The sequence below is a fragment of the Streptomyces rishiriensis genome (assembly GCF_030815485.1).
Lineage (GTDB): Bacteria > Actinomycetota > Actinomycetes > Streptomycetales > Streptomycetaceae > Streptomyces > Streptomyces rishiriensis_A.
Genome location: NZ_JAUSWV010000002.1, coordinates 6,548,575 through 6,574,391, shown reverse-complemented (window position 1 = coordinate 6,574,391; position 25,817 = coordinate 6,548,575). Strand labels below are relative to the sequence as shown.

24 protein-coding genes and 1 pseudogene are annotated in these 25,817 nt (G+C 69.9%); 17 read left to right on the top strand and 8 right to left on the bottom strand.

Annotation, left to right across the window (positions count from 1 at the left end):
- Nucleotides 1-34: 34 nt before the first annotated feature.
- Complete coding sequence (locus QF030_RS31735; protein WP_444875802.1) at nucleotides 35-982, bottom strand: AraC family transcriptional regulator; 948 nt, start codon at nucleotides 980-982, stop codon at nucleotides 35-37.
- 104 nt (nucleotides 983-1,086) lie between these two features.
- On the opposite strand from QF030_RS31735, the gene QF030_RS31730 reads away from it, so the two are divergent.
- Entirely contained in the window at nucleotides 1,087-1,926 is an 840-nt protein-coding gene (locus QF030_RS31730; RefSeq protein ID WP_307165997.1) for an SDR family oxidoreductase, read from the top strand.
- A 223-nt stretch (nucleotides 1,927-2,149) separates the two neighbouring features.
- On the opposite strand, the pseudogene QF030_RS31725 reads toward QF030_RS31730, so the two are convergent.
- The 3 genes and pseudogenes from QF030_RS31725 to QF030_RS31715 form a co-directional block, all read right to left on the bottom strand.
- A pseudogene (locus tag QF030_RS31725) lies at nucleotides 2,150-2,574 on the bottom strand (IS5/IS1182 family transposase); the annotation flags it as partial.
- Nucleotides 2,575-2,592: 18 nt separating this feature from the next.
- A complete protein-coding gene (locus tag QF030_RS31720; protein WP_307165996.1) occupies nucleotides 2,593-2,874 on the bottom strand; it encodes a hypothetical protein in 282 nt (93 codons plus the stop codon).
- A 136-nt stretch (nucleotides 2,875-3,010) separates the two neighbouring features.
- Nucleotides 3,011-4,192: a YihY/virulence factor BrkB family protein gene (locus QF030_RS31715; RefSeq protein WP_307165995.1), complete on the bottom strand. Its 1,182-nt coding sequence runs from the start codon at nucleotides 4,190-4,192 to the stop codon at nucleotides 3,011-3,013.
- 124 nt (nucleotides 4,193-4,316) lie between these two features.
- Between QF030_RS31715 and QF030_RS31710 the strand changes: the two genes are divergently transcribed.
- The 15 genes from QF030_RS31710 (at nucleotide 4,317) to QF030_RS31645 (ending at nucleotide 19,364) form a co-directional block, all read left to right on the top strand.
- Nucleotides 4,317-5,966 (top strand): acyl-CoA dehydrogenase family protein, encoded by a 1,650-nt coding sequence (locus QF030_RS31710; RefSeq protein ID WP_307165994.1) that lies wholly within the window; start codon nucleotides 4,317-4,319, stop codon nucleotides 5,964-5,966.
- A 311-nt stretch (nucleotides 5,967-6,277) separates the two neighbouring features.
- Nucleotides 6,278-7,555, top strand: a complete 1,278-nt coding sequence (locus QF030_RS31705) for a GAF domain-containing protein (protein WP_307165993.1) — start codon at nucleotides 6,278-6,280, stop codon at nucleotides 7,553-7,555.
- Between the two features lie 166 nt (nucleotides 7,556-7,721).
- On the top strand, nucleotides 7,722-9,035 hold the full coding sequence (locus QF030_RS31700) for a hypothetical protein (protein ID WP_307165992.1): 1,314 nt from the start codon (nucleotides 7,722-7,724) through the stop codon (nucleotides 9,033-9,035).
- A gap of 17 nt (nucleotides 9,036-9,052) precedes the next feature.
- Nucleotides 9,053-9,625 (top strand): GNAT family N-acetyltransferase, encoded by a 573-nt coding sequence (locus QF030_RS31695; protein WP_307165991.1) that lies wholly within the window; start codon nucleotides 9,053-9,055, stop codon nucleotides 9,623-9,625.
- Between the two features lie 150 nt (nucleotides 9,626-9,775).
- The gene (locus tag QF030_RS40660; RefSeq protein ID WP_373428927.1) at nucleotides 9,776-9,859 is read left to right on the top strand and encodes a putative leader peptide; all 84 of its coding nucleotides are present in this window, start codon (nucleotides 9,776-9,778) and stop codon (nucleotides 9,857-9,859) included.
- Nucleotides 9,860-10,039: 180 nt separating this feature from the next.
- Entirely contained in the window at nucleotides 10,040-11,737 is a 1,698-nt protein-coding gene (locus QF030_RS31690; protein WP_307165990.1) for a nitrite/sulfite reductase, read from the top strand.
- Entirely contained in the window at nucleotides 11,734-11,913 is a 180-nt protein-coding gene (locus QF030_RS31685) for a hypothetical protein (RefSeq protein WP_307165989.1), read from the top strand. Before QF030_RS31690 ends, QF030_RS31685 begins: the two co-directional genes overlap by 4 nt.
- A complete protein-coding gene (locus tag QF030_RS31680) occupies nucleotides 11,910-12,620 on the top strand; it encodes a phosphoadenylyl-sulfate reductase (protein WP_307165988.1) in 711 nt (236 codons plus the stop codon). Before QF030_RS31685 ends, QF030_RS31680 begins: the two co-directional genes overlap by 4 nt.
- 4 nt (nucleotides 12,621-12,624) lie before the next feature.
- Entirely contained in the window at nucleotides 12,625-13,230 is a 606-nt protein-coding gene (gene cysC, locus QF030_RS31675) for an adenylyl-sulfate kinase (RefSeq protein WP_307165987.1), read from the top strand.
- Nucleotides 13,227-14,165 carry a sulfate adenylyltransferase subunit CysD gene (gene cysD / locus QF030_RS31670; RefSeq protein WP_307165986.1) on the top strand — a complete coding sequence of 313 codons (939 nt, stop codon included), beginning with the start codon at nucleotides 13,227-13,229 and terminating at the stop codon, nucleotides 14,163-14,165. The genes cysC and cysD overlap by 4 nt, the downstream gene beginning before the upstream one ends.
- 2 nt (nucleotides 14,166-14,167) lie before the next feature.
- Nucleotides 14,168-15,502 (top strand): sulfate adenylyltransferase subunit 1, encoded by a 1,335-nt coding sequence (locus tag QF030_RS31665; RefSeq protein ID WP_307165985.1) that lies wholly within the window; start codon nucleotides 14,168-14,170, stop codon nucleotides 15,500-15,502.
- Nucleotides 15,503-15,737: 235 nt separating this feature from the next.
- Complete coding sequence (locus QF030_RS31660) at nucleotides 15,738-16,886, top strand: aliphatic sulfonate ABC transporter substrate-binding protein (RefSeq protein ID WP_307165984.1); 1,149 nt, start codon at nucleotides 15,738-15,740, stop codon at nucleotides 16,884-16,886.
- Between the two features lie 10 nt (nucleotides 16,887-16,896).
- The gene (locus QF030_RS31655; protein ID WP_373428833.1) at nucleotides 16,897-17,709 is read left to right on the top strand and encodes an ABC transporter ATP-binding protein; all 813 of its coding nucleotides are present in this window, start codon (nucleotides 16,897-16,899) and stop codon (nucleotides 17,707-17,709) included.
- Complete coding sequence (locus QF030_RS31650; protein WP_307165982.1) at nucleotides 17,696-18,595, top strand: ABC transporter permease; 900 nt, start codon at nucleotides 17,696-17,698, stop codon at nucleotides 18,593-18,595. Before QF030_RS31655 ends, QF030_RS31650 begins: the two co-directional genes overlap by 14 nt.
- A 7-nt stretch (nucleotides 18,596-18,602) precedes the next feature.
- On the top strand, nucleotides 18,603-19,364 hold the full coding sequence (locus QF030_RS31645; protein ID WP_307165981.1) for a sirohydrochlorin chelatase: 762 nt from the start codon (nucleotides 18,603-18,605) through the stop codon (nucleotides 19,362-19,364).
- A gap of 463 nt (nucleotides 19,365-19,827) precedes the next feature.
- Here QF030_RS31645 and QF030_RS31640 read toward each other — a convergent pair whose 3' ends face one another.
- The 4 genes from QF030_RS31640 to QF030_RS31625 form a co-directional block, all read right to left on the bottom strand.
- Complete coding sequence (locus tag QF030_RS31640) at nucleotides 19,828-20,427, bottom strand: TIGR03086 family metal-binding protein (protein WP_307165980.1); 600 nt, start codon at nucleotides 20,425-20,427, stop codon at nucleotides 19,828-19,830.
- 25 nt (nucleotides 20,428-20,452) lie between these two features.
- Entirely contained in the window at nucleotides 20,453-21,487 is a 1,035-nt protein-coding gene (locus tag QF030_RS31635) for a ketopantoate reductase family protein (RefSeq protein WP_307165979.1), read from the bottom strand.
- 457 nt (nucleotides 21,488-21,944) lie between these two features.
- Entirely contained in the window at nucleotides 21,945-22,127 is a 183-nt protein-coding gene (locus QF030_RS31630; protein ID WP_307165978.1) for a hypothetical protein, read from the bottom strand.
- Nucleotides 22,124-22,672 (bottom strand): DUF1697 domain-containing protein, encoded by a 549-nt coding sequence (locus QF030_RS31625; RefSeq protein ID WP_307165977.1) that lies wholly within the window; start codon nucleotides 22,670-22,672, stop codon nucleotides 22,124-22,126. The genes QF030_RS31630 and QF030_RS31625 overlap by 4 nt, the downstream gene beginning before the upstream one ends.
- A gap of 624 nt (nucleotides 22,673-23,296) precedes the next feature.
- Here QF030_RS31625 and QF030_RS31620 point away from each other — a divergent pair.
- Entirely contained in the window at nucleotides 23,297-25,564 is a 2,268-nt protein-coding gene (locus tag QF030_RS31620; RefSeq protein ID WP_307165976.1) for an MMPL family transporter, read from the top strand.
- The last annotated feature ends 253 nt before the right edge of the window (nucleotides 25,565-25,817 follow it).

Sequence of the window (25,817 nt, the reverse complement as noted above, 5' to 3'; positions counted from 1 at the left end):
ACCGGGAAACACGTTGTCCTCCCCCGGGGCCTTCCTACGTGGCTCGCGAGCGGTGTTCCTGCGGGCTGACGCCGTACAGCCGTTTGAAGGCGCTGGAAAGGGCGAAAGCGCTTCCGTAACCGACCTGCCGGGCTATCGCGCCGATGGTTTCCTCGGTGTCGCGCAGTCGGTCAGCGGCGAGAGCGAGGCGCCAACCGGTGAGATAGGTCATCGGGGGTTCGCCCACGAGGTCGCTGAACCGGCGGGCCATGGCCGCCCGGGAGACACCCGCCTTCGCGGCGAGGGACGCGACGGTCCAGGAGTGTGCCGGATCGTCCTGGACCAGCCGTAGGACGCGCCCCACGACCGGGTCGGCCAGCGCCTGGTACCAGGCCGGGGCAGCCGCCTCCGGGCGGGAGAACCAGGCCCGGAGCGCGGCGATGACCAGGAGGTCCAGCATGCGGTCCAGGACGACCTCCTGACCTGGTTCGTCGCGGACGATCTCCTCCATGAGCAGCGGGGTGAGCGGGCACCGCCAGACGTCGGCGGTGAGGGACAGCAGTGGGGGCAGCGCGTCGAGCAGCCGACCGCTGATCTCGCCGTGCATCAGGTACGTGCCGATCAGGACGACCGTGGACCCGTCCAGCCGGTCGCCCCAGGTGCGCACGCCCAGGTCCATGGAGCCGTTCAGGAGGCGCCCGTCGGGGTACGCGCACTGTCCAGCGGGGAGGATCAGCGCCTGCGGAGGTGTGCCGGGAACATCGGCGCAGGTGTACGGGGCGGGGCCACGGGCGATGGCCAGGTCCCCGGCCCGCAGCCGAACGCCCTCGCCCTCGTCCGGCACGACCCAGCCCTCGCCGCGCACCATGAGCATCACCGTCAGCGGGGCGCGGTCCTCGACCCGTACGGCCCACGGTGGGTCGAAGCACGCGCGGATCATGAGGGCGCCACGCGCGCGTGGACCCTCCAGCAGGCCTGCAAGGGGGTCCCCCCGGGTGAGCATGTTCGAGCGTGGGGGAGCGTCCATGCGGCCAGCGTAGACGCGCGCTTATGGGAATGAGCCGTTCAGCGATGGGACCTTGCGCTGTACGGCAGTTGACTGAACGCATGACACAGAACACGGCACAGCGGATGACGGTGGTGGTGACCGGCGCGTCCGGTCGTACGGGCAGCCGGGTGGCGCTAGCGGCCGAGACGGCCGGGCTTGCGGTGCGGGCGGCCTCGCGGGCCCAGGGCTTCGACTGGCACGACGGCTCGACGTGGGCGTCCGCGCTGCGCGGCGCTGACGCGGCGTACCTGGTGTACCCCTCGGATGTGGGTGCGCCGGACGCGGCCGACGCGGTGGGGCGGCTGGCCCGGGAGGCGGTCGCCCTCGGGGTGCGGCGGCTGGTGCTGCTGTCGTCGCGCGGTGAGGAGCGGGCGCTGCCGACCGAGGAGGCGCTGCGGTCGTCGGGCGCGGACTGGACGATCGTACGGGCCGCGTGGTTCGCGCAGAACTTCAGTGAGGGGCCGCTGGTCGAAGAGTTGCGGCGGAGTGGGGAGTTGGTGTTCCCGGGCGGGGAGGTGCGGGAACCGTTCGTCGACCTGCGCGATGTCGCCGATGTGGTGGTGAAATCGCTTACCGAGGGTGACCGGTACGTGGGCAGGGTGCTGGAGGTGTCCGGGTCGCAGCTGCTGACGTTTCGGGAAGCGGTTGCGGCGATCGGGCGAGCAGCCGGTCGCGCACTGACCTACACGCCCGTGCCCGCGCGTCAGTACGGCGAGCAGTTGGCCGGGTTCGGGGTACCGCCCGAGGAAGTCGCTTTTCTGGTGGAGCTGTTCGAGTCGCTGCTGGACGGACGTAACGCCCACCTCTCCGACGGTGTTCGAGAGGTGCTCGGCCGCGCGCCGCGCGACTTCACCCAGTTCGCCGAGGAGTCGGCGCAGGCCGGTGCCTGGAAGGCTTAGAAACTCGTTTCTCATGGTTCAGGTGAGGCTGAGCGGCCCGGGGAAGCCCAGCTGGTCGAGCAGCGCGGTGAAGAGATCTTCGAGGAAGGTTTCGTGTGAGCGAAGCAGCTCTTCGATTCGGACTGATTGTGGGCGCACCCGGTGGGCTGCCGCTGACAACGCGGGTGTAGCCGGCATCTGCGCCGTCGGCCGGGCTCACCTGCTGAGACGGCGATACCCGATGAAGGCTGCGGGCGACGGCAACGAAAGCGAGGAAATGCTGGGCTCGGCGTTCACAGCGGCGGTGCGGACGTCGGCAGCCGGCCGGCCAGGGCACGGTCCTCTCGACCACCCGGCGATGACGGCCGAGCCGCTCGCATGGCTCGACTCCCTTGCGGGCGACGCGGTGGCGGATACCCCTCTGGGGAAGCCGTTGCTCCGGTGGTCGTCGTCGTAGTCCTTGCCGGCGTGGAGCCTGGCAGGGCGTCGGCGGCGGGGTCCGCGGCGGGAGCGGACGGGCGGGATCCCGCGCACGAGCGGCTCCGGACCAGGGCTGTCGTGCATGCCGGCGCCGGAGATTCCCAGCGATGGCGGCAGACCGTTTCGGTCCGTGACGAGGTGGATCGTCGATCCCGACTGGCCACGGTCGGTCGGATTCGGTGGTTGCAGGTCCGGGCCGGGGGATGCTCAGTCGGCAGGGGTGTCGAGGAAAGCGAGGAATCGGCGGGCCTCGGCCGTGGTCATGCCGGTCTCGTCCTGCACCAGCCTGACGGCCTCGAAGGGGTCCTCGTCGGACTGCAGCAGCCGGATCCGTGAGATGAGGCTGCCGCCTCCGTACTCGGGTGGGACCTGCTCCTGGAGGAAACGTCGGCCCTCCACGGCGTCGCAGAATCCCTTGGCAGTCTCAAGGGAGAAGCCGGTCAACGAGCGCAGCTCCTTGATGACCTTGATCTTCGGTGTCTTCGCCAACAGATCGGCTATGTGCAGCGCAAGGGGTTCATGCCGTCAACCTAGACAGGCCGTGAGCAGGGCGGACAGGCGGGCGCCCCGAACTCGCCGGTCAGCCCCGGCCTGATGCCAAGCCCCCGGCCGACTTCCCAGGGGCTCACTTCTCCGGAGGCCGCTGTTCCGTGTTCCCGCCGTTTCCTCCGTGCACCTTCGGAAAACTCTTCGCATGCGTCCGGAAACGTCCCGTCACGTCCTCCGGCGGGAGGAAGCGGGACCACCTCTCGGGAAACTCGGACGGCATGTCGGGATCGTCGGGGTCGTCGTCCTCGTGGGAGCGGATCGCCGCCATACGGGCGACGTACTCCGCCGCCTCCTCCTCGCGAAGCCGTTCATTGGCGGCGCGGGCCGCTGCCGTCGCGGCGGCCGGCCAGACCCGGTCGATCGCGGCGTTGACGGCGGCGCCGACCAGTACGGCGAACGCGGACACGCCGATCCACAGCATTACGGCGACGGCGGCGGCGAGGGAACCGTAGATGGTGGCGCCCTCGATCGTGCTCGTCAGGTAGATGCGCAGCAGGAAACTGCCGAGCACCCACATGGCGAGGGCGACGAGCGCGCCGGGGACGTCCTCGATCCACGGCGAGCGCACGGGTACGGAGACGTGGTAGAGCGTGGTCAGAAACGCGACGGAAAGGACGATCACGACCGGCCAGTACAGGACCTGCACCACAGTGGTCGACCAGGGGACGATCCTCACCACCGCGTCCGGTCCGGCGACCATCAGCGGCAGTGCGACCGAGCCGATCAGCAGGGCTCCGACGAACAGCAGGAAGGCCACCAGCCGCGTCTTGACGATCCCGCGCACTCCGTCCAGGCCGTACATCACGGTGATGGTGTCGATGAAGACGTTCACCGCGCGCGAGCCCGACCAGAGCGCGAACAGGAAGCCGATGGAGATGACGTCGGGGCGGCCGCCCTTCATCACGTCGTCGAGGATCGGCTGGGCGATCTGCCGGACGCCCTTGTCCGAGAGGACCGTGCGGGAGGCGTCGAGAAGGTTGGCCTCGAGGCTGGTGATCGTGTCGGTGCCGGTCCAGTCGTCGACGTAGCCGAGCAGGCCGATGAGACTGAGCAGCAGCGGCGGCACGGACAGCAACGTGAAGAAAGCGGCTTCGGCGGCGAGTCCGAGGATGCGGTACTCGATGCAGGAGTTGACGGTGTCCTTCAAGAGCAGCCAGGCTGTCCGCCGCTTGGAAACGTTCCGGTAAAGGGCACGCGCCCGGTGGAGACGCCCGGCGGGGCTTCCGGGTTGCTCGGGTGACTGACTTCCTGGCTGCACGACCTAAAGGTATCCGCCGTTCGGGGCTGCACTCACCTCCGGCAAGGCCGCTTCACCGGGTCGGGGAGCGGCACGCTGGTTCCCGGATGGCCATGACCGTCGTACCCGGGGGTAGGTTCGGGCTATGGCAGGCACCACGCACACCGTGACCAACCAGCCCCCGCCCCTGACCGGGTACGACGTGTACGGCGCCGATCAGGCGCTGGTGGCGGCCGTGGAACGGCATCTCGATCCGGAACTGCTCGACGAGACCCACAGCGAGTTGTCGGCGCTCGGCCGGGCGGCCGGGTCGGCCCAGCTGCAGGAGTGGGCGGTGCAGGCCAACGAAAACCCACCGAAACTGTGTACGCACGACCGTTACGGCCACCGCATCGACGAGGTCGACTTCCACCCGGCGTGGCACCGGCTGCTCGGCAAGGGGGTCGGGGCGCATCTCACGGATGCCTGGGTGCGGCCGGGCGGCCATGTGCGTCGGGCGGCGGGTTTCCTGGTGTGGACGCAGGTGGAGGCGGGAAACGGTTGTCCGCTGTCGATGACCCACGCGGCGGTGCCCGCGCTGCGCGCCGATCCGGAGCTGGCCGCCGAGTGGGTGCCCCGGCTGACGTCGACGATCTACGACCGAGAGCTGCGGCCGGCCGGTCAGAAGTCCGGGGCGCTGTTCGGCATGGCGATGACGGAGAAACAGGGCGGCAGCGATGTGCGGGCGAACGCGACGGTCGCCACGCCGCTCGCCGAGGACGGGACCTACGAACTGACGGGTCACAAGTGGTTCTGCTCGGCGCCCATGTCCGACGGTTTCCTGGTGCTCGCGCAGGCGGCTCCCGTCCAGGGCGAAGGCGGACTCACCTGTTTCCTGGTGCCGCGCGTGCTGGAAGACGGTACCCGTAACGTTTTCCGTCTCCAGCGGCTCAAGGACAAGCTGGGAAACAGGTCCAACGCGTCCGCGGAGGTCGAGTTCGACGGGACGTGGGCCCGTCGGGTCGGTGAGGAGGGGCGCGGGGTGCGCACCATCATCGACATGGTGGCGGCGACCCGGCTCGACTGCGTACTGGGTTCGGCCGGGCTGATGCGGCAGGCGGTGGCGCAGGCGGTCCATCACTGCAGCCATCGTGCGGCGTTCGGCGGGAAGCTCGTCGACAAGCCGCTGATGCGCAACGTTCTGGCCGACCTCGCGCTGGAGTCGGAGGCGGCGACCGCGCTCGCGCTGCGGCTCGCGGCGGCCTACGACGACGGTGGGGAGCAGGAGCGGGCCCTGCTGAGGATCGCGGTTCCGGCGGCCAAGTACTGGGTGACCAAGCGCTGTGCGCCGGTGGCGGTGGAGGCGTCGGAATGCCTGGGTGGAAACGGTTACGTCGAGGAGTCGGGGATGCCCCGGCTGGTGCGCGAGTCGCCGTTGAACTCCGTCTGGGAGGGCGCGGGCAACGTCCAGGCGCTGGACGTGCTGCGCGCGCTGCAGCGGGAGCCGCAGGCGCTGAACGCCTATCTCCAGGAGGTGGGTCAGGCGCGTGGGGCCGATCACCGGCTGGACAAGGCGATCAAGAGCCTGCTGACGGAACTGGCCGATCTGGACGGCGTCGAGGGGCGGGCACGCCGGCTGGCCGAGCGGTTCGCTCTGGTGCTTCAGGGTGCACTGCTCGTGCGATTCGCGCCGCCGGAGGTCGCCGACGCGTTCTGCGCGTCGCGGTTGGGCGGGGACGGGGGCGCGGCCTTCGGGACCCTGCCCCACAGCCTGGACCTGGCGTCGATCGTCGAGCGGGCCCAACCCCGCGGCTGACCGCGCCGACCTGGTCGGACAGGAAGCGGGGGTGGTGCTGCGCCGACACGGCACCACCCCCGCCGCAATGGCCCTGCGAGGCCAGAATCGCCGCTCGGGACGGCGTGGCTCAAGTTTCAAACACCCTGTGGACGTTCACCAGGGTTGCAGGGGGTTGCAACTTGTCGGTGGTTGTGACCGGACTGTGCCCCTCCGTCACCCGAGGGCGGCAAGATGGGGGCCTTCAGCAAGACCGGAAACAGTCGGCGCAGAAACTTGACATCCGGTTGTCGGACTGTGTGCTCCCGGGAGGCCCAGTGGTGATGCCACCGATGAACGTGCCGCAGCTCGCGGCCGTCGACGCCGCGCGGGCGGCGCGGGTGCTCAACGAGATGCGCGACGCCCGGCTGTCCGGTCAGCAGGCTCGCGTCGCCCCGCGCCCCGTGATCGAGCAGTCCTGGGATCGGATGCTGCGCAGTGGTGTCGACCCGGAACACGATTTCAGAGCAGGGCTGCTCAGCGCCGACGAGGTGCGGCGACGGCGGGAGGAGTCGCCGCTGCGGGAGGTCCTTCCGGTGCTGCGCGAGGGCCTGCTGTCGGTCGCCGACGTCGCCCACCACATCATGGTCGTCGCCGACGAGGAGGGCCGGGTGCTGTGGCGCGAGGGCTGCGGACCCGTGCTGCGCAAGGCCGACGGGCTCGGCTTCCAGCTGGGCGCGGACTGGGGCGAGGCCGTGGTCGGCACCAACGGCGTCGGCACTCCGGCGGTGGTACGCCGCCCCGTACAGGTGTTCGCCGCCGAGCATTTCGTGCGCTCGCACGCTGCCTGGACCTGCGCGGGCGCCCCCATCACCGACCCGCGCAACGGCCGGCTGCTGGGTGTGGTCGATGTCAGCGGACCGCTGGAGACGATGCATCCGGCCACGCTCGCCTGGGTCGACTCGGTGGCGAAACTCGCCGAGTCGAGGCTGCGGGAGAGACACCTGCGTTCGCTGGAGCGGTTGCGCGCGGTGGCGGCGCCCGTGCTGGCGCGGCTGGGCGGCCGGGCGGCCGCCGTGGACGGGGACGGGTGGACGGCCGCGGTGACCGGGATGCCGTACGCGAGCCGCATCGCGCTGCCCAAGTCGCCGTCGCCGGGCCGTCGCCGGCTCCCGGCGCTCGGGCTGTGCTCGATCGAGCCGCTGGCCGGTGGCTGGCTGGTGCGGTCGGTGGACGAGGCCACCGAGCCGCCGCCGAGCGGAACGACCCGGATCGTGCTGGATCTGACCCGCCCGCGGCGCTGGTCGGTGACGGTGTCGGGCGGGGCGGGGTCGTGGTCCCACGAACTCAGTCCCCGGCATGCCGAATTGCTCTACCTGCTGGCGGCCGACCGCGGTGGCCGCAGCGCGGCGGGCCTGGCCGAGGACATGTTCGGCGACCCGGGCCGTACGGTGACGGTGCGGGCCGAGATGTCCAGGGTGCGGCGGTATCTCGGGGGGTTCCTGGAACATCGGCCGTATCGTTTCTGCGAGGGCGCCGAGGTCGAGGTGCTCCTACCGGCGGACCCGAAGGCTTTGCTTCCGCACTCGACCGCGCCCGCAGTGGTGAGAAACCGGGCGGCGGCGCCGTAGCAGCACGATGCCACCGGAGTCCTTCCGGTGGCATCTTCCGCATATTTGCGGGGTCTTCGCCCCCGACGGCGCCCGACTGCCGTAGCATCCCTCTACGGGTCACCCCACCTGCTCCTCGGTCAACGTACGGATCATCAGGCGCAGTTGGCCCGCCTCGGGAGGGCAAATGAAGCAACGCGGCCGACACCGCCGGCGCAGACGAGGCAGGGCACTACGCGCGTTCCTCTCCGCAACCGCCCTCGCGCTCACCGCTGCCGCCACCATGATCAGCGCCTCCCAGGCAACGGTCACGGACGGGCCCGGGGACCTGAAACCGCTTACGGCCTCGGCCGAGACGGCAGAACTGCGCCTCACGGAGCACCGGGTACCGCAGGCCTCCCTGGACCGGCTCGCCGCGGGAATGGGCCGGCCGTTCGGCGTCGGCGCGGTGCTGGACGGGGCCGACCGCACGTTGCGGGACGCGATCGACTGCTCGGCCGCCGAGCGCAGGGCCCTGCCCGTCTCCCCCGTGGCCACGCGCGCCTACTGCTGGAACACGGACGACACCGAGGGCTGGCAGCCGGGTGCGGTCACCACCTCGGGGGACGCGGACGACGACGGCGTCTGGGGCTCGAACCGGGTGATCCTCTCCGGCTGGTCGCGCAGCGGCGGCACGTCCGCCGACCGCGGTCTGGCCCGGGTCGGCTTCGTGAACGCGGGCGACCTGAGCCACCTCACCTACACCTGGGCACTGCTCGCCGTCCCGGTGGACGAGGGCCGGGACTACCGGGGCCTGGTCTCACATGTCTCCGGGATGGTCTGGTACCAGGACAAGCTGCTGGTCACCGCCGACGACGGCGACCGGGCCGCGCTCTATGTGTACGACATGAACCGGGTCCAGCGGGCCACCGTCGCAGGCGACGCGGTCGGGCGGGTGCCGGGCGGCTGGTCCGCAAACGGTTACCGCTTCGTACTGCCGGCCATCGGTTCCTACGAACTGAGCGGGGACTCCGACGCCCCGCATCCCGCAACCGTTTCCCTCGACCGCAGCACCGCGCCGGACAGCCTGGTCGCCGGGGAGTGGACCCCCGACGACGGCGATCGTGACGCCCGCCTGTGGCGCTACCCCTTCAGTACCGTCCCCGGCCACGCGGGACTGCTCGCCACGAACGCCGCCGGCCGGGCAAGGGCCTCGGAGGCGTACGAGACGAAGGTGACGGGCGTACGGGGCGTGCTGTCGTACGGGGCGGAGTGGTACGTGACCCACGCCGCCGGCCCGCGTGACAGGCAAGGGGCGCTGTGGCGGCAGGACGCCGGCGAGGTCGACGACAAGGCGCACAAGGCGCAGGCGGCCGTGTGCGGCGCCAAGGAAACGCACAGCTGCTGGAGCCCGCAGACCGCATCCCTTTCCTACTGGGAGTCGACCGGCGAGGTCTGGACCCAGTCGGGACGAGCGCTCTTCGCACTGCCGCTGGCCTCGATCGACAGAACAACCGGGTAGATGATTCCCTGACGGGCATGACCAACATCCCCGTGACCACCTGGTCCCTGGAGCAGACCGACCCGACCGACGTGCTCCCGGCCGCCGCGCCGGAGGGCGACGTCCGGATCGTGCGCTCCGAGGTCCCCTCCCCCGAGTACAGCCGCTTCCTGTACGCGTCCGTCGGCGGGGACATCCGCTGGATCGACCGGCTGCGCTGGACGTACGCGCAGTGGCAGGAGCATCTGGCGCGTCCGGGGGTGGAGACCTGGGTCGCCTACGACCGGGGCACACCGGCCGGGTACGTGGAGCTGGAACCACAGGACGACGGTGTCGTAGAGATCGTTTACTTCGGTCTGATCCCGGCCTTCCGGGGACGGCGCATCGGCGGGCACCTGCTGGCGTACGGGGCCGCTCGGGCATGGGACCTCACGGAGCGCTGGCCCGGGCTGCCGCAGACCAAGCGGGTCTGGCTGCACACCTGCAGCCTGGACGGCGAGCACGCGATGGACAACTATCAGCGGCGCGGTTTCAAGCTGTTCGACACCAAGGTCGAGGAGCAGCCCGAGGTGTCCGCGCCGGGCCCCTGGCCGGGCGCCCTTCCGGCCTGATCGTTCGCTCATACCGGCTGTGACCTGCGCCGACAAGAGGCCTCGCAGGTCATGTGATCGACGACACCCTCGTCTCACACTTCGGGACCAGGGTGTCCGCATCGCGGACGAAGCTGGACTGTGTCCAGATCGCCGTGACACGCTTTCGCCATGTCCGGAACTGGAATTGCCTTGGTGAGTCGGCGACACGTCGACCTCGGCCGCATGTCCAGCGCCATCTGTCCGACGAGCTGACGAGCCGCAGCACCGCCGGCGTCTCCGTTCGAGCCACCCGCCTGCGCAATGTCGCGCACGTGTGCTCCATGCGCCCGCACGCGCAGGTCAGAGCCGCCCGCCCGTCACCAGACCACCGCCCCTCCCGGACGGCGCTCTGCGCCGACACCTTCCGCCGCTGTCCCGAAGGACGTATCAACCATGGCCGCCACCCCGCAGAACCCTGCCGCCGCGACTTCCCGCCGCAAGGTGAGCCGTCACCGCGGTGAGGGCCAGTGGGCTGCGGGACACCACACCCCGCTCAACGGCAACGAGCAGTTCAAGAAGGACGACGACGGTCTCAATGTGCGGACACGCATTGAGACGATCTACTCCAAGCGGGGTTTCGACTCGATCGACCCCAACGATCTGCGCGGCCGGATGCGCTGGTGGGGGCTGTACACCCAGCGCAAGCCGGGAATCGACGGCGGCAAGACGGCGATCCTCGAGCCGGAGGAGCTGGACGACAAGTACTTCATGCTGCGGGTCCGCATCGACGGTGGCCGGCTCACCACCGAGCAGCTGAGGGTGATCGGCGAGATCTCGCAGGAGTTCGCCCGCGGCACCGCCGACCTCACCGACCGGCAGAACGTCCAGTACCACTGGATCCGCATCGAGGACGTGCCCGAGATCTGGAACCGCCTCGAGGCGGTCGGCCTGTCCACCACCGAGGCCTGCGGCGACACGCCCCGGACCATCCTCGGCTCGCCGGTGGCCGGCATCGCCGAGGACGAGATCATCGACGGCAGCGCGGCCGTCGAGGAGATCAGCCGCCGGTTCATCGGCAGCAAGGAGTTCTCCAACCTGCCGCGCAAGTTCAAGACGGCGATCTCCGGCTCGCCGCTCCTGGACGTCGCCCACGAGATCAACGACGTCGCGTTCGTCGGCGTCGAGCACCCCGAGCACGGGCCCGGCTTCGACCTGTGGGTCGGCGGTGGTCTCTCCACCAACCCGAAGATCGGCGTCCGGCTCGGCGCCTGGGTCCCGCTGGACGAGGTCCCGGACGTCTGGGCGGGCGTGATCGGCATCTTCCGCGACTACGGCTACCGGCGCCTGCGCACCCGCGCCCGTCTGAAGTTCCTGGTCGCCGACTGGGGCCCGGAGAAGTTCCGCCGGGTGCTGGAGGACGAGTACCTCGAGCGCACACTCGTCGACGGCCCGGCGCCCGCCGCCCCCGTCGAACGCTGGCGCGACCACGTCGGTGTGCACCGTCAGCAGGACGGCCGTTTCTACGTCGGTTTCGCCCCGCGCGTCGGCCGCGTGGACGGCGCCACCCTGACGAAGATCGCGGAGCTCGCCGAGGCGCACGGCTCGGGCCGGGTGCGTACCACCGTCGAGCAGAAGATGATCGTCCTCGACGTCGAGGAGGGGCAGGTCGGGTCGCTGGTCGACGCGCTGGAAGCGCTGGACCTGACCGCCAAGCCCTCCGCGTTCCGGCGCGGCACCATGGCCTGCACCGGCATCGAGTACTGCAAGCTCGCCATCGTCGAGACCAAGCAGCGCGGCTCCGCACTGATCGACGAACTGGAGCGCCGCATCCCGGAGTTCGACGAGCCGATCACCATCAACATCAACGGCTGCCCGAACGCCTGCGCCCGCATCCAGGTCGCGGACATCGGGCTCAAGGGCCAGCTGGTCCTCAACGACCGGGGCGAGCAGGTCGAGGGCTTCCAGGTGCACCTGGGCGGTGCGCTCGGGCTGGAAGCCGCTTTCGGCCGCAAGGTCCGCGGTCTGAAGGTCACTTCGGAGGAGCTGCCGGACTACGTGGAACGCGTACTGAAGCGGTTCCAGGACGAGCGCGAGGACGGCGAGCGGTTCGCCGTCTGGGCCACGCGTGCCAGCGAGGAGGCCCTCTCATGAGCGAGCGGGCCGCACCCTTCTACTGCCCCTACTGCGGCGACGAGGACCTGCGTCCGAGCGAGCAGGGCCATGGCGCCTGGGAATGCGCGGCATGCAACCGCGCATTCCAGCTGAAGTTCCTCGGGCTGCTCGCCCGGGGCGTTCAGCACACCGACCCGGGAGGGGACCGGATATGACGACGCTTCAGGAAGGCCGTACGACCGAGGAGTTGAAGGCACTCGCCGAGCAGGCGGGCCGCGACCTGGAGGAGGCCTCCGCGCTGGAGATCCTCCAGTGGGCGGTGGACACCTTCGGCGAGCAGTTCTGCGTGACGTCCTCGATGGAGGACGCCGTGGTCGCGCACCTGGCTTCCCGGGTCCGCAAGGGCGTGGACGTGGTGTTCCTCGACACCGGTTACCACTTCCCCGAGACCATCGGCACCCGGGACGCGGTCGAGGCGGTGATGGACGTCAACGTCATCACGCTCACCCCGCGCCGGACGGTCGCCGAGCAGGATGCCGAGTACGGGCCGAAGCTGCACGACCGCGACCCTGACCTGTGCTGCAAGCTGCGCAAGGTGCAGCCCTTGGAAGACGGGCTGAACGGTTACCGGGCCTGGGCCACCGGCCTGCGGCGCGACGAGTCCGCGACCCGGGCGGGTACTCCGGTGGTCGGCTGGGACGAGAAGCGGCAGAAGGTCAAGATCTCGCCCATCGCCCGCTGGACGCAGGACGACGTCGATGCCTACATCACCGAGCACGGCGTACTGGCCAACCCCCTTCTGATGGACGGCTACGCCTCCGTCGGCTGCGCCCCGTGCACCCGCCGGGTCCTGGCGGGCGAGGACGCGCGCGCGGGCCGCTGGGCGGGACGCGCGAAGACCGAGTGCGGACTGCACGGCTGACGCCATGGCCTCGACCCCCACGAACGTCCCCATCCCCACCTCCACCCCCACTTCTACGAACCGGGAGAATCACGTGACGACCGGAGCCACCGTCTGGCTCACGGGTCTGCCGAGCGCCGGCAAGACCACCATCGCGTACGAGCTGGCCGGCCGGCTGCGTGAGGAGGGCCACCGCGTCGAGGTGCTCGACGGCGACGAGATCCGCGAGTTCATCTCCGCGGGCCTCGGTTTCAGCCGCGAGGACCGGCACGTCAACGTGCAGCGCATCGGTTTCCTGGCCGAGCTGCTCGCCCGTAACGGTGTCAAGGCCCTGGTCCCGGTGATCGCGCCCTACGCCGACAGCCGGGACGCGGTGCGCAAGCGCCATCAGGAGAGCGCAACCGGTTACCTGGAGGTGCACGTGGCGACCCCGGTCGAGGTGTGCTCGGTCCGGGACGTGAAGGGTCTGTACGCGAAGCAGGCGGCGGGCGAACTGACCGGGCTGACCGGGGTCGACGACCCCTACGAGGCTCCCGAGTCGCCGGATCTGCGGATCGAGTCCCAGGACCAGACCGTGCAGGAGTCCGCGGCGTCGGTGTACGCCCTGCTCACCGAGAGGGGACTGGCATGACGACGACCGTCGCCCAGGCCGAGGAGGGCACGGCGAGTCCGTACGCCCTCAGCCACCTGGACTCGCTGGAGTCCGAGGCGGTGCACATCTTCCGCGAGGTGGCGGGCGAGTTCGAGAACCCGGTGATCCTGTTCTCCGGCGGCAAGGACTCCATCGTCATGCTGCACCTGGCGCTGAAGGCGTTCGCCCCGGCCCCGGTCCCCTTCTCGCTCCTGCATGTCGACACCGGGCACAACTTCCCCGAGGTCCTCGCGTACCGCGACCGGGTCGTCGCCGCGCACGGGCTGCGCCTCCACGTGGCCTCCGTCCAGGACTACATCGACCGCGGCGCGCTGCGCGAGCGCCCCGACGGCACGCGTAACCCGCTCCAGACGCTGCCGCTGACGGAGAGGATCCAGTCCGAGAAGTTCGACGCCGTCTTCGGCGGCGGGCGCCGCGACGAGGAGAAGGCCCGCGCCAAGGAGCGGGTGTTCTCCCTGCGCGACGAGTTCTCCCAGTGGGACCCGCGGCGTCAGCGCCCGGAGCTGTGGAACCTCTACAACGGGCGGCACGCTCCCGGTGAGCACGTCCGGGTGTTCCCGCTGTCCAACTGGACCGAGCTCGACGTCTGGCAGTACATCGCCCGTGAGGGCATCGAACTGCCCCAGATCTACTTCGCGCACGACCGGGAGGTCTTCCGGCGCGGCGGGATGTGGCTGACCGCCGGTGAGTGGGGCGGGCCGAAGGACGGCGAGACCGTCGAGAAGCGCCTCGTGCGCTACCGGACCGTCGGCGACATGTCCTGCACCGGCGCCGTCGACTCCGACGCCGTCACGCTCGACGACGTCATCGCCGAGATCGCCGCCTCCCGGCTCACCGAGCGGGGCGCCACCCGCGCCGACGACAAGATGTCCGAGGCCGCGATGGAAGACCGCAAGCGCGAGGGGTACTTCTAAGCATGAGCACGATCACCTCCGAGGAACTCTCGGCAACGACCCTGCTGCGGTTCGCCACCGCCGGTTCCGTCGACGACGGCAAGTCCACGCTCGTGGGCCGGCTGCTGCACGACTCCAAGTCGATCCTCACCGATCAGCTGGAGGCCGTGGAGCGTGCCTCGGCGAGCCGCGGCCAGGAAGCCCCCGACCTGGCGCTGCTCACCGACGGCCTGCGCGCCGAGCGCGAGCAGGGCATCACCATCGACGTGGCCTACCGTTACTTCGCCACGCCCCGACGCCGCTTCATCCTCGCCGACACCCCCGGTCATGTGCAGTACACCCGCAACATGGTGACGGGCGCCTCCACGGCCGAGCTGACGGTGATCCTGGTCGACGCCCGTAACGGCGTGGTGGAACAGACGCGCAGGCACGCGGCGATCGCGGCCCTGCTCCGTGTTCCGCATGTCGTCCTGGCCGTCAACAAGATGGACCTCGTCGAGTACCGGGAAACCGTCTTCGCGGAGATTGCCGAGGAGTTCACGGCGTACGCGAGCGAGCTCGGCGTTCCCGAGGTCACCGCGATCCCGATCTCGGCGCTCGCCGGGGACAACGTGGTCGATCCGTCGGCGAACATGGACTGGTACGGCGGGCCGACCTTCCTGGAACACCTGGAAAAGGTCCCGGTCAGTCACGACCTGGCACACTGCCACGCGCGGCTGCCGGTGCAGTACGTGATCCGTCCGCAGACCGCCGAGCACCCGGACTACCGGGGATACGCCGGTCAGATCGCGGCCGGCACGTTCCATGTGGGCGAAGCGGTGACGGTCCTGCCGTCCGGCCGTACCTCGACGATCTCCGGCATCGACCTGCTCGGCGAGCCGGTGGACGCGGCGTGGACGACCCAGTCGGTGACCGTGCTGCTCGACGACGACATCGACATCTCGCGCGGTGACCTGATCGTGCCGACCAAGGACGCGCCGGCCACCACGCAGGACGTCGAGGCGACCGTGTGCCACGTGGCCGACCAGCCGCTGACCGTCGGTCACCGGGTGCTGATCAAGCACGGCACCCGCACGGTCAAGGCGATCGTCAGGGACATCCCGTCCCGTCTCACGCTCGACGACCTGTCCCTGCACCCGCACCCGGGACAGCTCGTCGCCAATGACATCGGCCGGGTGAAGATCCGCACCTCGGAACCGCTTCCGGTGGATTCCTACGCCGACTCCCGCCGCACGGGCTCGTTCATCCTGATCGATCCGGCCGACGGCACCACGCTCACCGCGGGCATGGTCGGCGAGTCGTTCGCGGCGCCCGAGCCGGTCAAGGACGCGCCCGACGACGACGGTTGGGACTTCTGAAAATGACCACAACCGACTTCTACTCGACGTTCGCGAAGGAGGGCGGCCGCATCGGCAGCGGCGCCCTCGGCAGCGGGCAGGGCGGAGTGGCGCGATGTGCGCTCTGACGTACGCGCACTGCCTGCGCGCCCCGTCCCCCCACCCGCCGTCCCGGAAGCGACGAAAACCCTTTGCCGATTTCCCGGCCACGACCTGAAAACCCGTGACCGCCGGGCCAACGAGAGGAACCCCTCCCGTGCCTGCCAACCTCCCCCTTTCTCGGCTTCGCTCCAACGGGGGCGCCCCCGGACGCCTTCTCCGCCGCGGCATCCTCGCCGTAGCGGCCCTTCCTCTGCTCGCCCTCACCGCCTGCGGTTACGGTTCCGAGGCCAAGGACGACAACGCCAACGAGAAGGTCGCCGCCGGATCGGAGAAGATCGACGGGCTCGACACCGTCAAGATCGGCTACTTCGGCAACCTGACGCACGCGACCGCGCTGGTCGGCCGTCAGCAGGGCATCTTCCAGAAGTCGCTGGGCGCCACCAAGGCGTCGTACGCGACCTTCAACGCGGGCCCGTCCGAGATCGAGGCGCTGAACGCCGGTTCCATCGACATCGGCTGGATCGGCCCTTCCCCGGCGATCAACGGCTACACCAAGTCCGACGGCAAGAGCCTGCGCATCATCGGCGGTTCGGCGTCCGGCGGGGTGAAGCTCGTCGTCAACCCGGACAAGGTGAAGTCCGTCAAGGACGTCAAGGGCAAGAAGATCGCGACGCCTCAGCTCGGAAACACGCAGGACGTGGCGTTCCTGAACTGGATCGCGGAACAGGGCTGGAAGGTCGACGCGCAGAGCGGCAAGGGTGACGTAACCGTTGTCCGCAGCGACAACAAGGTGACCCCGGACGCCTTCAAGGCCGGTTCGATCGACGGCGCCTGGGTGCCGGAGCCGACCGCGTCCAAGCTGGTCGCCGAGGGGGGCAAGGTGCTGCTCGACGAGGCGTCGCTGTGGCCCGACAAGAAGTTCGTGATCACGAACATCATCGTGTCGCAGAAGTTCCTCACGGAGCACCCGAAGGTCGTCGAGGCGGTGCTGAAGGGTTCGGTCGACTCCAACAAGTGGATCAACGCCAACCCGGCGGCGGCGAAGGCGGCGGCGAACAAGCAGTTGGAGGCGGACTCCGGCAAGGCGCTGCCGACCGAGGTCCTGGACCCAGCGTGGACGTCGATCCAGTTCATCAACGACCCGCTGGCCTCCACCCTCAACAGCGAGGCGGAGCACGCGGTCAAGGCGGGCCTGCTGAAGAAGCCCGACCTCAAGGGCATCTACGACCTGAGCATCCTGAACAAGGTCCTCAAGGCCGAGGGCGAGTCCGCGGTCGACGACGCCGGTCTCGGCGTCAGCTGATCGGAATCCGATGAGTTCCCAGGAGGTGACGACCATGGCCACGACCTTCGCCAAGGCCGCCGAGTCCGCGGAGTCCGTGGACTACGCGGCACGGCTTGAGCACGTCTCGAAGTCCTTCGCGGGGCCGGGCGGGCAGCAGCTCGTCCTGGACGACATCACTCTCGATGTCGCTCCCGGCGAGTTCGTCACCCTCCTGGGGGCTTCGGGCTGCGGCAAGTCCACTCTGCTCAATCTGGTGGCGGGGCTCGACGAGCCCACCGCCGGTGCCATCACGACGGACGGCCGCCCGGCGCTGATGTTCCAGGAGCACGCCCTCTTCCCGTGGCTGACCGCGGGCAAGAACATCGAGCTCGCCCTGAAACTCCGGGGTGTCGCCAAGCCCGAGCGCCGCGACAAGGCGGAGGAACTCCTCGAGCTGGTCCGGTTGAAGGGTGCTTACGGAAAGCGTGTTCACGAACTTTCCGGCGGTATGCGGCAGCGCGTGGCCCTGGCCCGCGCGCTGGCGCAGGAGAGCAACATCCTGCTGATGGACGAGCCGTTCGCGGCGCTGGACGCCATCACGCGGGACGTGCTGCACGACGAGCTGACCCGGATCTGGGCGGAGACGGGACTGTCGGTCCTCTTCGTCACACACAACGTGCGCGAGGCGGTCCGACTCGCGCAACGGGTCGTCCTGCTGTCCTCGCGGCCCGGACGGGTGGCGCGGGAGTGGACGGTCGACATCCCGCAGCCTCGCCGGATCGAGGACGCCCCGGTGGCGGAACTGTCCATCGAGATCACCGAAGTCCTGCGTGGGGAGATCCGCCGTCATGGCCAGCACTGAGACGAAGACGACGGTGACGAAAGCGGCCACCACCGAGCTTGCCGGGGTGGAGGCGGGCCTCGACGCGCTGGACGTCGTGGCGCCCACCGGCCGTACGCCCTTTCGGCGGACCTTCGTCGACAAGATCCTGCCGCCGATCCTGGCGAGCGTGCTGCTGCTGATCGTCTGGCAGATCACCTTCAAGGTCGTCGACGACCCGACCAAGCTGGTCTCGCCCCTGGACGTCTGGCGGACGCTCCAGGACGCCTGGCTCGAGGGCAAGCTGCTCGGCTATATCTGGACCAGCGTCTCGCGCGGTCTGCTCGGCTTCCTCTTCGCCCTGGCCATCGGCACGCCACTGGGTCTGCTGGTGGCACGGGTGAAGTTCGTGCGGGCGGCGATCGGTCCGATCCTCTCCGGTCTCCAGTCGCTGCCCTCGGTGGCGTGGGTTCCGCCGGCCGTGCTGTGGCTGGGTCTGAACAACTCGATGATGTACGCGGTGATCCTGCTCGGCGCGGTGCCGTCCATCGCCAACGGGCTGGTTTCCGGTGTCGACCAGGTGCCGCCGCTGTTCCTGCGGGCGGGTCGCACGATGGGGGCGACGGGACTGAAGGGAACCGTGTACATCACGTTGCCGGCCGCGCTGCCGGGTTACGTGGCGGGCCTGAAGCAGGGCTGGGCGTTCTCGTGGCGTTCGCTGATGGCAGCGGAGATCATCGCGTCGTTCCCCGACCTCGGCGTCGGACTCGGTCAGTTGCTGGAGAACGGGCGCAACGCCAGTGACATGTCCATGGTGTTCGAGGCGATCCTGCTCATCCTGTTCGTCGGCATCGCGATCGACCTGCTGATCTTCAGTCCGCTGGAGCGGTGGGTGCTGCGCAGCCGTGGTCTGCTGGTGAAGAGCTGAAGCCCCCATGTACAGGAAACCGGTTCCTCCCGTTCTCGTGGTGATTGCCCACGGCAGTCGTGACCCACGGCACGCCGCGAACGTGCACGCCCTGGTACGGCGGGTGCGGTCGCTACGGCCGGGGCTACGGGTAGAGACCGGTTTCCTGGACTTCAACATCCCCTCCGTCCACGGCGTGCTGGAGTCGTTGGCTACCGAGGGCGTCCGCGACGTCGTGGCGCTGCCGCTGCTGCTGACCCGGGCGTTCCACGCGAAGGCGGACATCCCGGCGGTCCTGCGGGACGCTCCGGCACAGCTGCGGATCAGGCAGGCCGAGGTGCTCGGCCCGTCGCCGCAGCTGCTCACCGCCCTGGAACGACGGCTGTACGAGGCCGGGCTGACGCCGGCCGACAAGTCCTCGACCGGGGTCGTGCTGGCCTCGGCGGGGTCCACGGACCCGGAGGCGATCGCAGTGATCGCAGAAATCGCGCGGGAGTGGCGGCGCACCGGTTGGTGTGCCGTGCGGCCTGCGTTCGCCTCCGCCGGCTCTCCCTCGGGGTTCCCGCGCACCGAGGACGTGGTCCGTGAACTGCGGGCGACGGGGTGCTCGCGGGTCGCCGTCGCACCGTACGTGCTGGCCCCCGGCTTCCTGCCGGACCGCATCGCGCGAGGCGCGGCCGGGGCGGACGTCCTGGCCGACGTGCTGGGCCCTGCGCCGGAGGTGGCGCGGGTGCTGCTGGAACGGTACGACGCCGCGCGTACGCCGGCACTGGCGGCTGTCGGCGCCTGACCGACGACGGGCTCCCCCGCGCCGCGAAGCGCTCCTGTTTCGCTCTCTTTCCCCCCATCCTCCTCGGTACCGGTTTCTGTTTTCTGCTGCGGTTCTCTTTCCGCTCCGGCGCTCCGGCTTCTGTTTCTGCTGCGGTACCGGATTCTCTTTCGGTACCGGTTTCCGTTCCGGTACCGGTTTCCGTTCCGGTACCGGTTTCCGTTCCGGTACCGGTTTCCGTTCCGGTACCGGTTTCCGTTCCGGTACCGGATTCCGTTCCGGAACCGGTTGGCGTTGCGGAACCGGTTGGCGTTGCGGTATCGGTTTCCGTTGCGGTATCGGTTTCCGTTGCGGTATCGGTTTCCGTTGCGGAACCGCTTCCCTTTCCAGTACCGGATTCCGTTCCGGAACCGCTTCCCGTTGCGGTACCGGTTTCCGGAAGTTCACGCCCCCGCGCCCACAGCTTCCCGTCCGGGGTGAGTGCTCAGCGGTCCACGTGCGCGGCGCCCTGGCGGGGGTCGCGCCCACTCGCCGCCAGCGCCCGCTCGAACACCGGCGCGTCCTCCGCCACCGGCACTACCGCCGCGAAGCCGTCGTACTGGCGGTAGAGGTCGCCGTGCCGTTCGACGACGTCGAGAACGAACCGGGCCGCGTCGTCCGAGATACGGAACTTCTGGTCGGTGGCTACCGCCACGTCCCAGCCGTGCACCGCCATCTCCTTGACGATCATCGAGGCGATCTCGGCGGCGGGCATCGCGGCCGTCCCCAGGTCGACCTCGCCCTCCCACACGGCCGGATCCGCCCAGGCCGCGACCGCGCGCCCCAGCTGGTCGGCGTATGCCTCGGCCCACTGCGGGTCGGCCGTGAAGTCGCGGGCGACGAGGTCGTCGGGAAGCGGCTTGCGCAGGGCGCGGTGCTGGAGGCCGTGGGAGGTGTAGAGGACCCAGTGGTCGACCAGGGTGCGGACGTCCCAGCCCGGGCAGTGGGTCGGGTCGCTCAGCCGTGCCGCCGGGACACCGCGCGCCACGCGCGCCGCCTCGGCGGAGCATTCGGACATGTACTGGTGCGTCTCGTCGTACTTCATGGGTCCCACGCTAGGCAGCGGGTGCTCAGGACTCTTGAACAAACGCGACAGCGCCGGCGGACCGCTGGTCGGCCAGTCGGGTCAGCTCGGGCAGCGGCAGGGAACCGGGCGCCCTGCGCTCCCGTGCGAACTGGTTGGCAAGCCCTTGCAGCAACTCGTTCAGCGGGGTCGGCACGCCGTGCAGACGGCCGAGGAGCACGATCTCGCCGTTGAGGTGGTCGGCCTCGATGGTGCCGGCGCCACGTCTGAGGGACTGCCAGGAGGAGCCGCCGGCTCGTGGGACGCCGTCCAGCGGCACGAGGGTGACCTTGTCGCCACGCAGGGCCTGCTGCTCCTCGGCGCTCACCCACGCGATCCCGGCGGCACGCAGCACGGCCTCGCCCTCGGCCCGCACGCTCGCGTACAGCGCCTCTGCTTCGGGGTCGCCCACCGGCCCGCTCACCGCTTCCAGGGCGTTCCCGAGGTTGGACAGCAGCTTGGCGTACTGCCAGCGGGAGACGTCGGCCACGACCGGTGCCTCGAAGTGCGCCTTCTCCAGGTCGGCGGCGACACCGCGGGCCGTGTCGTCGGTGCCGTGCGGGTACCGGCCGAGGTGAAGGATGCCGCTGAGCGGGGTGCCGGCGGCGGAGACGACACCCGGTTCGACATGGGTGGCGGGCAGCCAGACGCAGACGCCGTAGACGTGCCGGAAGCGGCGCAGAGCGAGGCGCGGGCTTTCCACCCCGTTCTGCGCGCAGACCACGGGCAGCCGCTCCGCGGCCGTGCCGCCGCCCTCGACCGGGGCCGGCCCCCAGACCCGGAGTGCCGCCTCGGTGTCCTGCGTCTTGACGGCGAGGAAGAGGACGTCGTCGGTGCGGAGCGGGCCGAGCGCGTCCGGTCCGTCGACGACGGGCAGCCGGTGAGTCGACTCGCCCTGCGGAACCCTGAGCCGCAGTCCCCCCTCCGTGAGTGCCGCCCGGTGCGCGCCGCGTGCGACCAGCACGACCTCGTGACCGGCCTGCGCCAGTCGTCCGCCGACGGTGCCGCCGATCGCCCCTGCCCCGATGATGATGTAACGCATGGGACGAGCCTCGCACAGTCCTGAGGAGGCCCGGTCGAAGGCGTGGGACAGGATCCGTGCGAGGTTGACCCTGACCCTGGGTCAGGGCCGAGGCTCCGGACATGGACGACTTCTCCCTGCGGCAGACGCCGTACAGCGACCCGGGTGACCTGGATGTCTCCGACCTGCCGCGCGATCCTCACTAACTCGCTCTGCTGGTACGCCGTCTGATGGCGCATCGGCTCGGGGGGCACGTGTCGCCTACGAGATTCCCCGAGGAGCGGCTGCACCACGACGCCGAGTCCCGGTACGTGACGGAGATGCTGCGGATCTTGAGGACGCGCGGGAACGCGCCGCCGGCCCGGCGGCGTTCCTACGACGAACAGTTCGTCGGCACGTGCCGGGACCACTCGCTGCTGCTGTGCTCGCTGCTGCGGGCCACGGGGACGCCGGCCTGGATCCGGGGCGCATACGCGACCTACTTCATCGAGGGTTCCCACGACAGCCACTGGTCACCGAGTACCGCCTGCCGGACGGTGGTTGGCGGCTCGTGGCCGGCGCCCGCAGCCGCGAGGAGCTCCGCCGGCTCTACGCCGATCCGCGGCTCGCCGTGCCCCGCGAGTTTCTCGCCGACACCGTTCCACGGCCTGCGCACGGTCACGCTCGCGTCATCTCCACCAGTTTGACGACGGTGTTCCAGTTCCGGGTCGTGGCGATGAGGCCCTTGTTCAGCCGGGGCCTGGACAGCTGCTCGGCCAGCTTGGACCGGCCGAGGCCCTCGGGGGCGTACAGGTAGAGCACGCGGTCGCCGAGGCGGAACTCCTCGGGGAGGTGAGCGGCCTGGTCGATCCCGGCGTAGCGCTCCGCGTCGACGGGGGTGGAGAAGTACGTGATGTGGAGTTGCTTGGCCTCCAGCTCGGCCGCCGGGAACGGGCAAGCGTCCGCAACCGCTTTCAGATAGGCGTGGTCTCGCACGATCACGCCCACGGCGAAGCCGAAGTGTTTCTCGATCGCCGCCGTGACCTCGGCGGCCAGGCTGTCCTCGTCCCCGTGCGCGGAGGAGAAGGCGGCCTGGCCGCTCTGGAGGTGGGTGCGGACGTCTGCGAGGCCGAGTCCCTCCAGCAGGGTGCGCAGTTCGGCCATCGGGACCTTCCTGCTGCCTCCCACGTTGATGCCGCGCAGCAGCGCCGCGTACGTCGTCGTCATCCGCTCACCTTAAGCGGCCGTCGTGCCCCGTGGGGGTGGGCACGACGGCCGAGGCCCGGGTGGGGCGCCGGGCGAAACTCTGGCTGATCCAGGGGATGCGGAGCAACATCTGCCGGACATCTCCACAGGCTTGTGACTTGTTCAACAAACTTTCGTAATCACCATTCCGACCTTCACCCTCCAAACGTCCATCGGCCCTCGTCGTCGACCAGCACCCATCGGCTCGCGCCGTCAGCCCACTTCACCGGCCCGCGTCCTCCATCCGCCCGCGCCCGCCCACTTCACCGGCCCGCATCCTCCGCCCGTCCGCGCCCGCCCACTTCACCGGCCCGTTCCTTCCATCCGTCCGCGGCGTCCAACCGTCTGCGTCCTCCATCCGACCGCAGATTCCAGCCGTCCGCGCCCTCCGTCGGCCCGCACCCTGATCGTCATCCCCGAGATCCCCGGATAGATGTAGGGGCCCTCCGTCCTCCCCAGCGGTGAGACCGCGGGGTCCGACGGGAGGAGTCGGGGGTCCGGCACCTCACCGGGGAGCACGACGAGATGGCCTTATCCAGGCCATACCTTCGAATCGAAAGGTGGCGGCAGGGGGCTTCCACCGCATCACAAGAGGGCAGGCCCGTCATGGGGAACGGAGATATACGGGTGCGGGGCATCGCCGCGCGAGCCGGCGGCTGGAGCGCCCGGCACCGATGGGCCGCCGTGGGCATCTGGGTGCTGTTCGTCGTCCTGGCCATGGGGATCGGTTCGGCGGCGGGCACGGTCGAGGTCAAGGAGAGCGACCAGCTCGGGGGCGAGACGCATACGGCCGCCCGGATCATCGAGGACGCCGGCATCGACGAGCCGGCCAGCGAGACCGTGCTCATCCAGTCGAAGGACCGCTCGGTCAAGGCCACGGACGCGGAATTCAGGGCCGCGGTCGCCGCGGTCGTCTCGGCGGTGGACAAGACCGGCAAGGTCACCGACGTGACCTCGCCGTACGACTCGGACACGATTTCCGAGGACGGCCGCAGCGCGCTCGTGCAGTTCGACATGCGCGGCGACTCCGACACCGCGGGCGAGCGGGTCGAGCCGGTCCTCGATGCCGTCGAGGGCGTCCAGAAGGACCACTCCTCGCTGCGGATCGAGGAGATCGGCGGCGCCAGCATGATGAAGACGTTCGACGACGCGTTCGGCGACGACTTCCAGCAGGCGGAGTACTCCGCCGTGCCGGTGGCCCTGGGCATTCTGCTGATCGCGTTCGGCGCGCTGGTGGCGGCGCTGCTGCCGGTGGCGCTCGCGGTCACCGCGATCATGGCGACGATGGGCCTGATGAGCATCGTCAGCCACTTCCAGCCGATGGACGACACCGCGAGTTCCGTGATGCTGCTGGTCGGTCTGGCCGTCGGCGTCGACTACTGCCTGTTCTATCTGCGCCGCGAGCGCGAGGAGCGGGCCGCGGGACGTGATCCGGAAACCGCTCTCAGGATCGCCGCAGCGACCAGTGGCCGCGCCGTGATCGTCTCCGGTGTCACCGTGTGCGTGGCGATGGCGGGCATGCTCTTCACCGGGCTCGCGACGTTCGAGGCGATGGGCCTGGCCTCACTGATGGTGGTCGCGGTCGCCATGGTCGGTTCGGTGACCGTGCTGCCCGCGCTGCTGTCGCTGCTCGGTCGGCGGGTGGAGAAGGGCCGGATCCCGTTCCTGCACCCCGACAAGCGCCGCAAGAACGGCAACGGAGGACGCGCCGACGAGGGCAGCCGGTTCTGGAGCGCCGTCCTGAAGGTCGTTCTCGCCAAGCCCGGCGTCTCGCTGGTCGTGGCGGCGGGCGCGCTGCTCGCGATCGCCGCTCCGGCGGTCGGCATGAAGACCCAGAACCTCACCCTGGACCAGGAGTTCGGCGACTCGCTGCCGATCGTGCAGACCTACAACCGGGTCAACGACGCCTTCCCGGGCGGCTCCGAACCGGCCGAGGTGATCGTCAAGGCGGACGACATCAACGCCGCCGAGGTGAAGACCGCCCTGGCGCAGTTCAAGGAGCAGGCGGTCAGCTCGGGCGCCTCTCGCGGTCCGGTCGAGATCAAGCTGCACGACGCGCAGAACATCGCGTACGTCTACGTTCCGCTGGTGGGCGGCTCCGACCTGGACAAGGCGGGTACGAGCCTGGACAAGCTACGTGACGAGGTACGGCCCGCGACGCTGGGCAAGGTCGACGGCCTGCAGGCGCCGATCACCGGACAGGTGGCCGGTTCCAAGGACTTCAACGACCAGCTGGCCGGAGCCGTCGCTCCCGTCTTCGCGTTCGTCGTGGTCTTCGCCTTCCTTCTGATGCTGCTGTCGTTCCGCTCGCTGACGGTCGCGATCACCTCGATCGTGCTCAACCTGCTGTCGGTGGGCGCCGCCTACGGCATCCTGGTCGCCGTCTTCCAGCACGGCTGGGGGGCGTCGCTGGTCGGCGCGGAGGGCGTCGGCGCCATCATCACCTGGCTCCCGCTGTTCCTCTTCGTGATCCTCTTCGGCCTGTCGATGGACTACCACGTGTTCGTCGTCTCCCGGATCCGCGAGGCGCGGATGCGGGGCCGTTCGACGAACGAGGCCATCAAGCACGGCGTGGTCACCACGGCCGGTGTGGTCACCAGCGCCGCGGTCATCATGGTCGCCGTGTTCGCGATCTTCGGAACGCTTTCCATGCAGTCCATGAAACAGATGGGCGTGGGCCTGGCGGCCGCGGTGCTGATCGACGCGACGATCATCCGGGGTGTGCTGCTCCCGGCTGTGATGGCGCTGCTGGGCGAGCGCAACTGGTACCTGCCGAAGTGGCTGCACTGGCTGCCCGACTTCACGCACGACGAGTTGCCCGAGGCCGTGACGCCGGTGACGCGGGACGACGAGGGCGAGCCGCTGCGGGTCTGACGCCGCTCGACAGCCGCTGAGGAAGCTGTCCGTACCGAGGGCCCGTTGACCTCCCGGGGGAGCCGACGGGCCCTCACTCACGCCTGGTCCGACACCGAATCGGCGCCGGTTCGGGACCTGGTTGGAGATCTGACCCGGGCCTGGGTGTCTCCCGGTTCGAGACCTGCCCCGGGAGCTGATTCGAGACCTGGCCCGGCATCCGGTCCGGGATCTGGCCCGGGGCCTGTTCGGCACCCGCCTGGGGGCTGGCCAG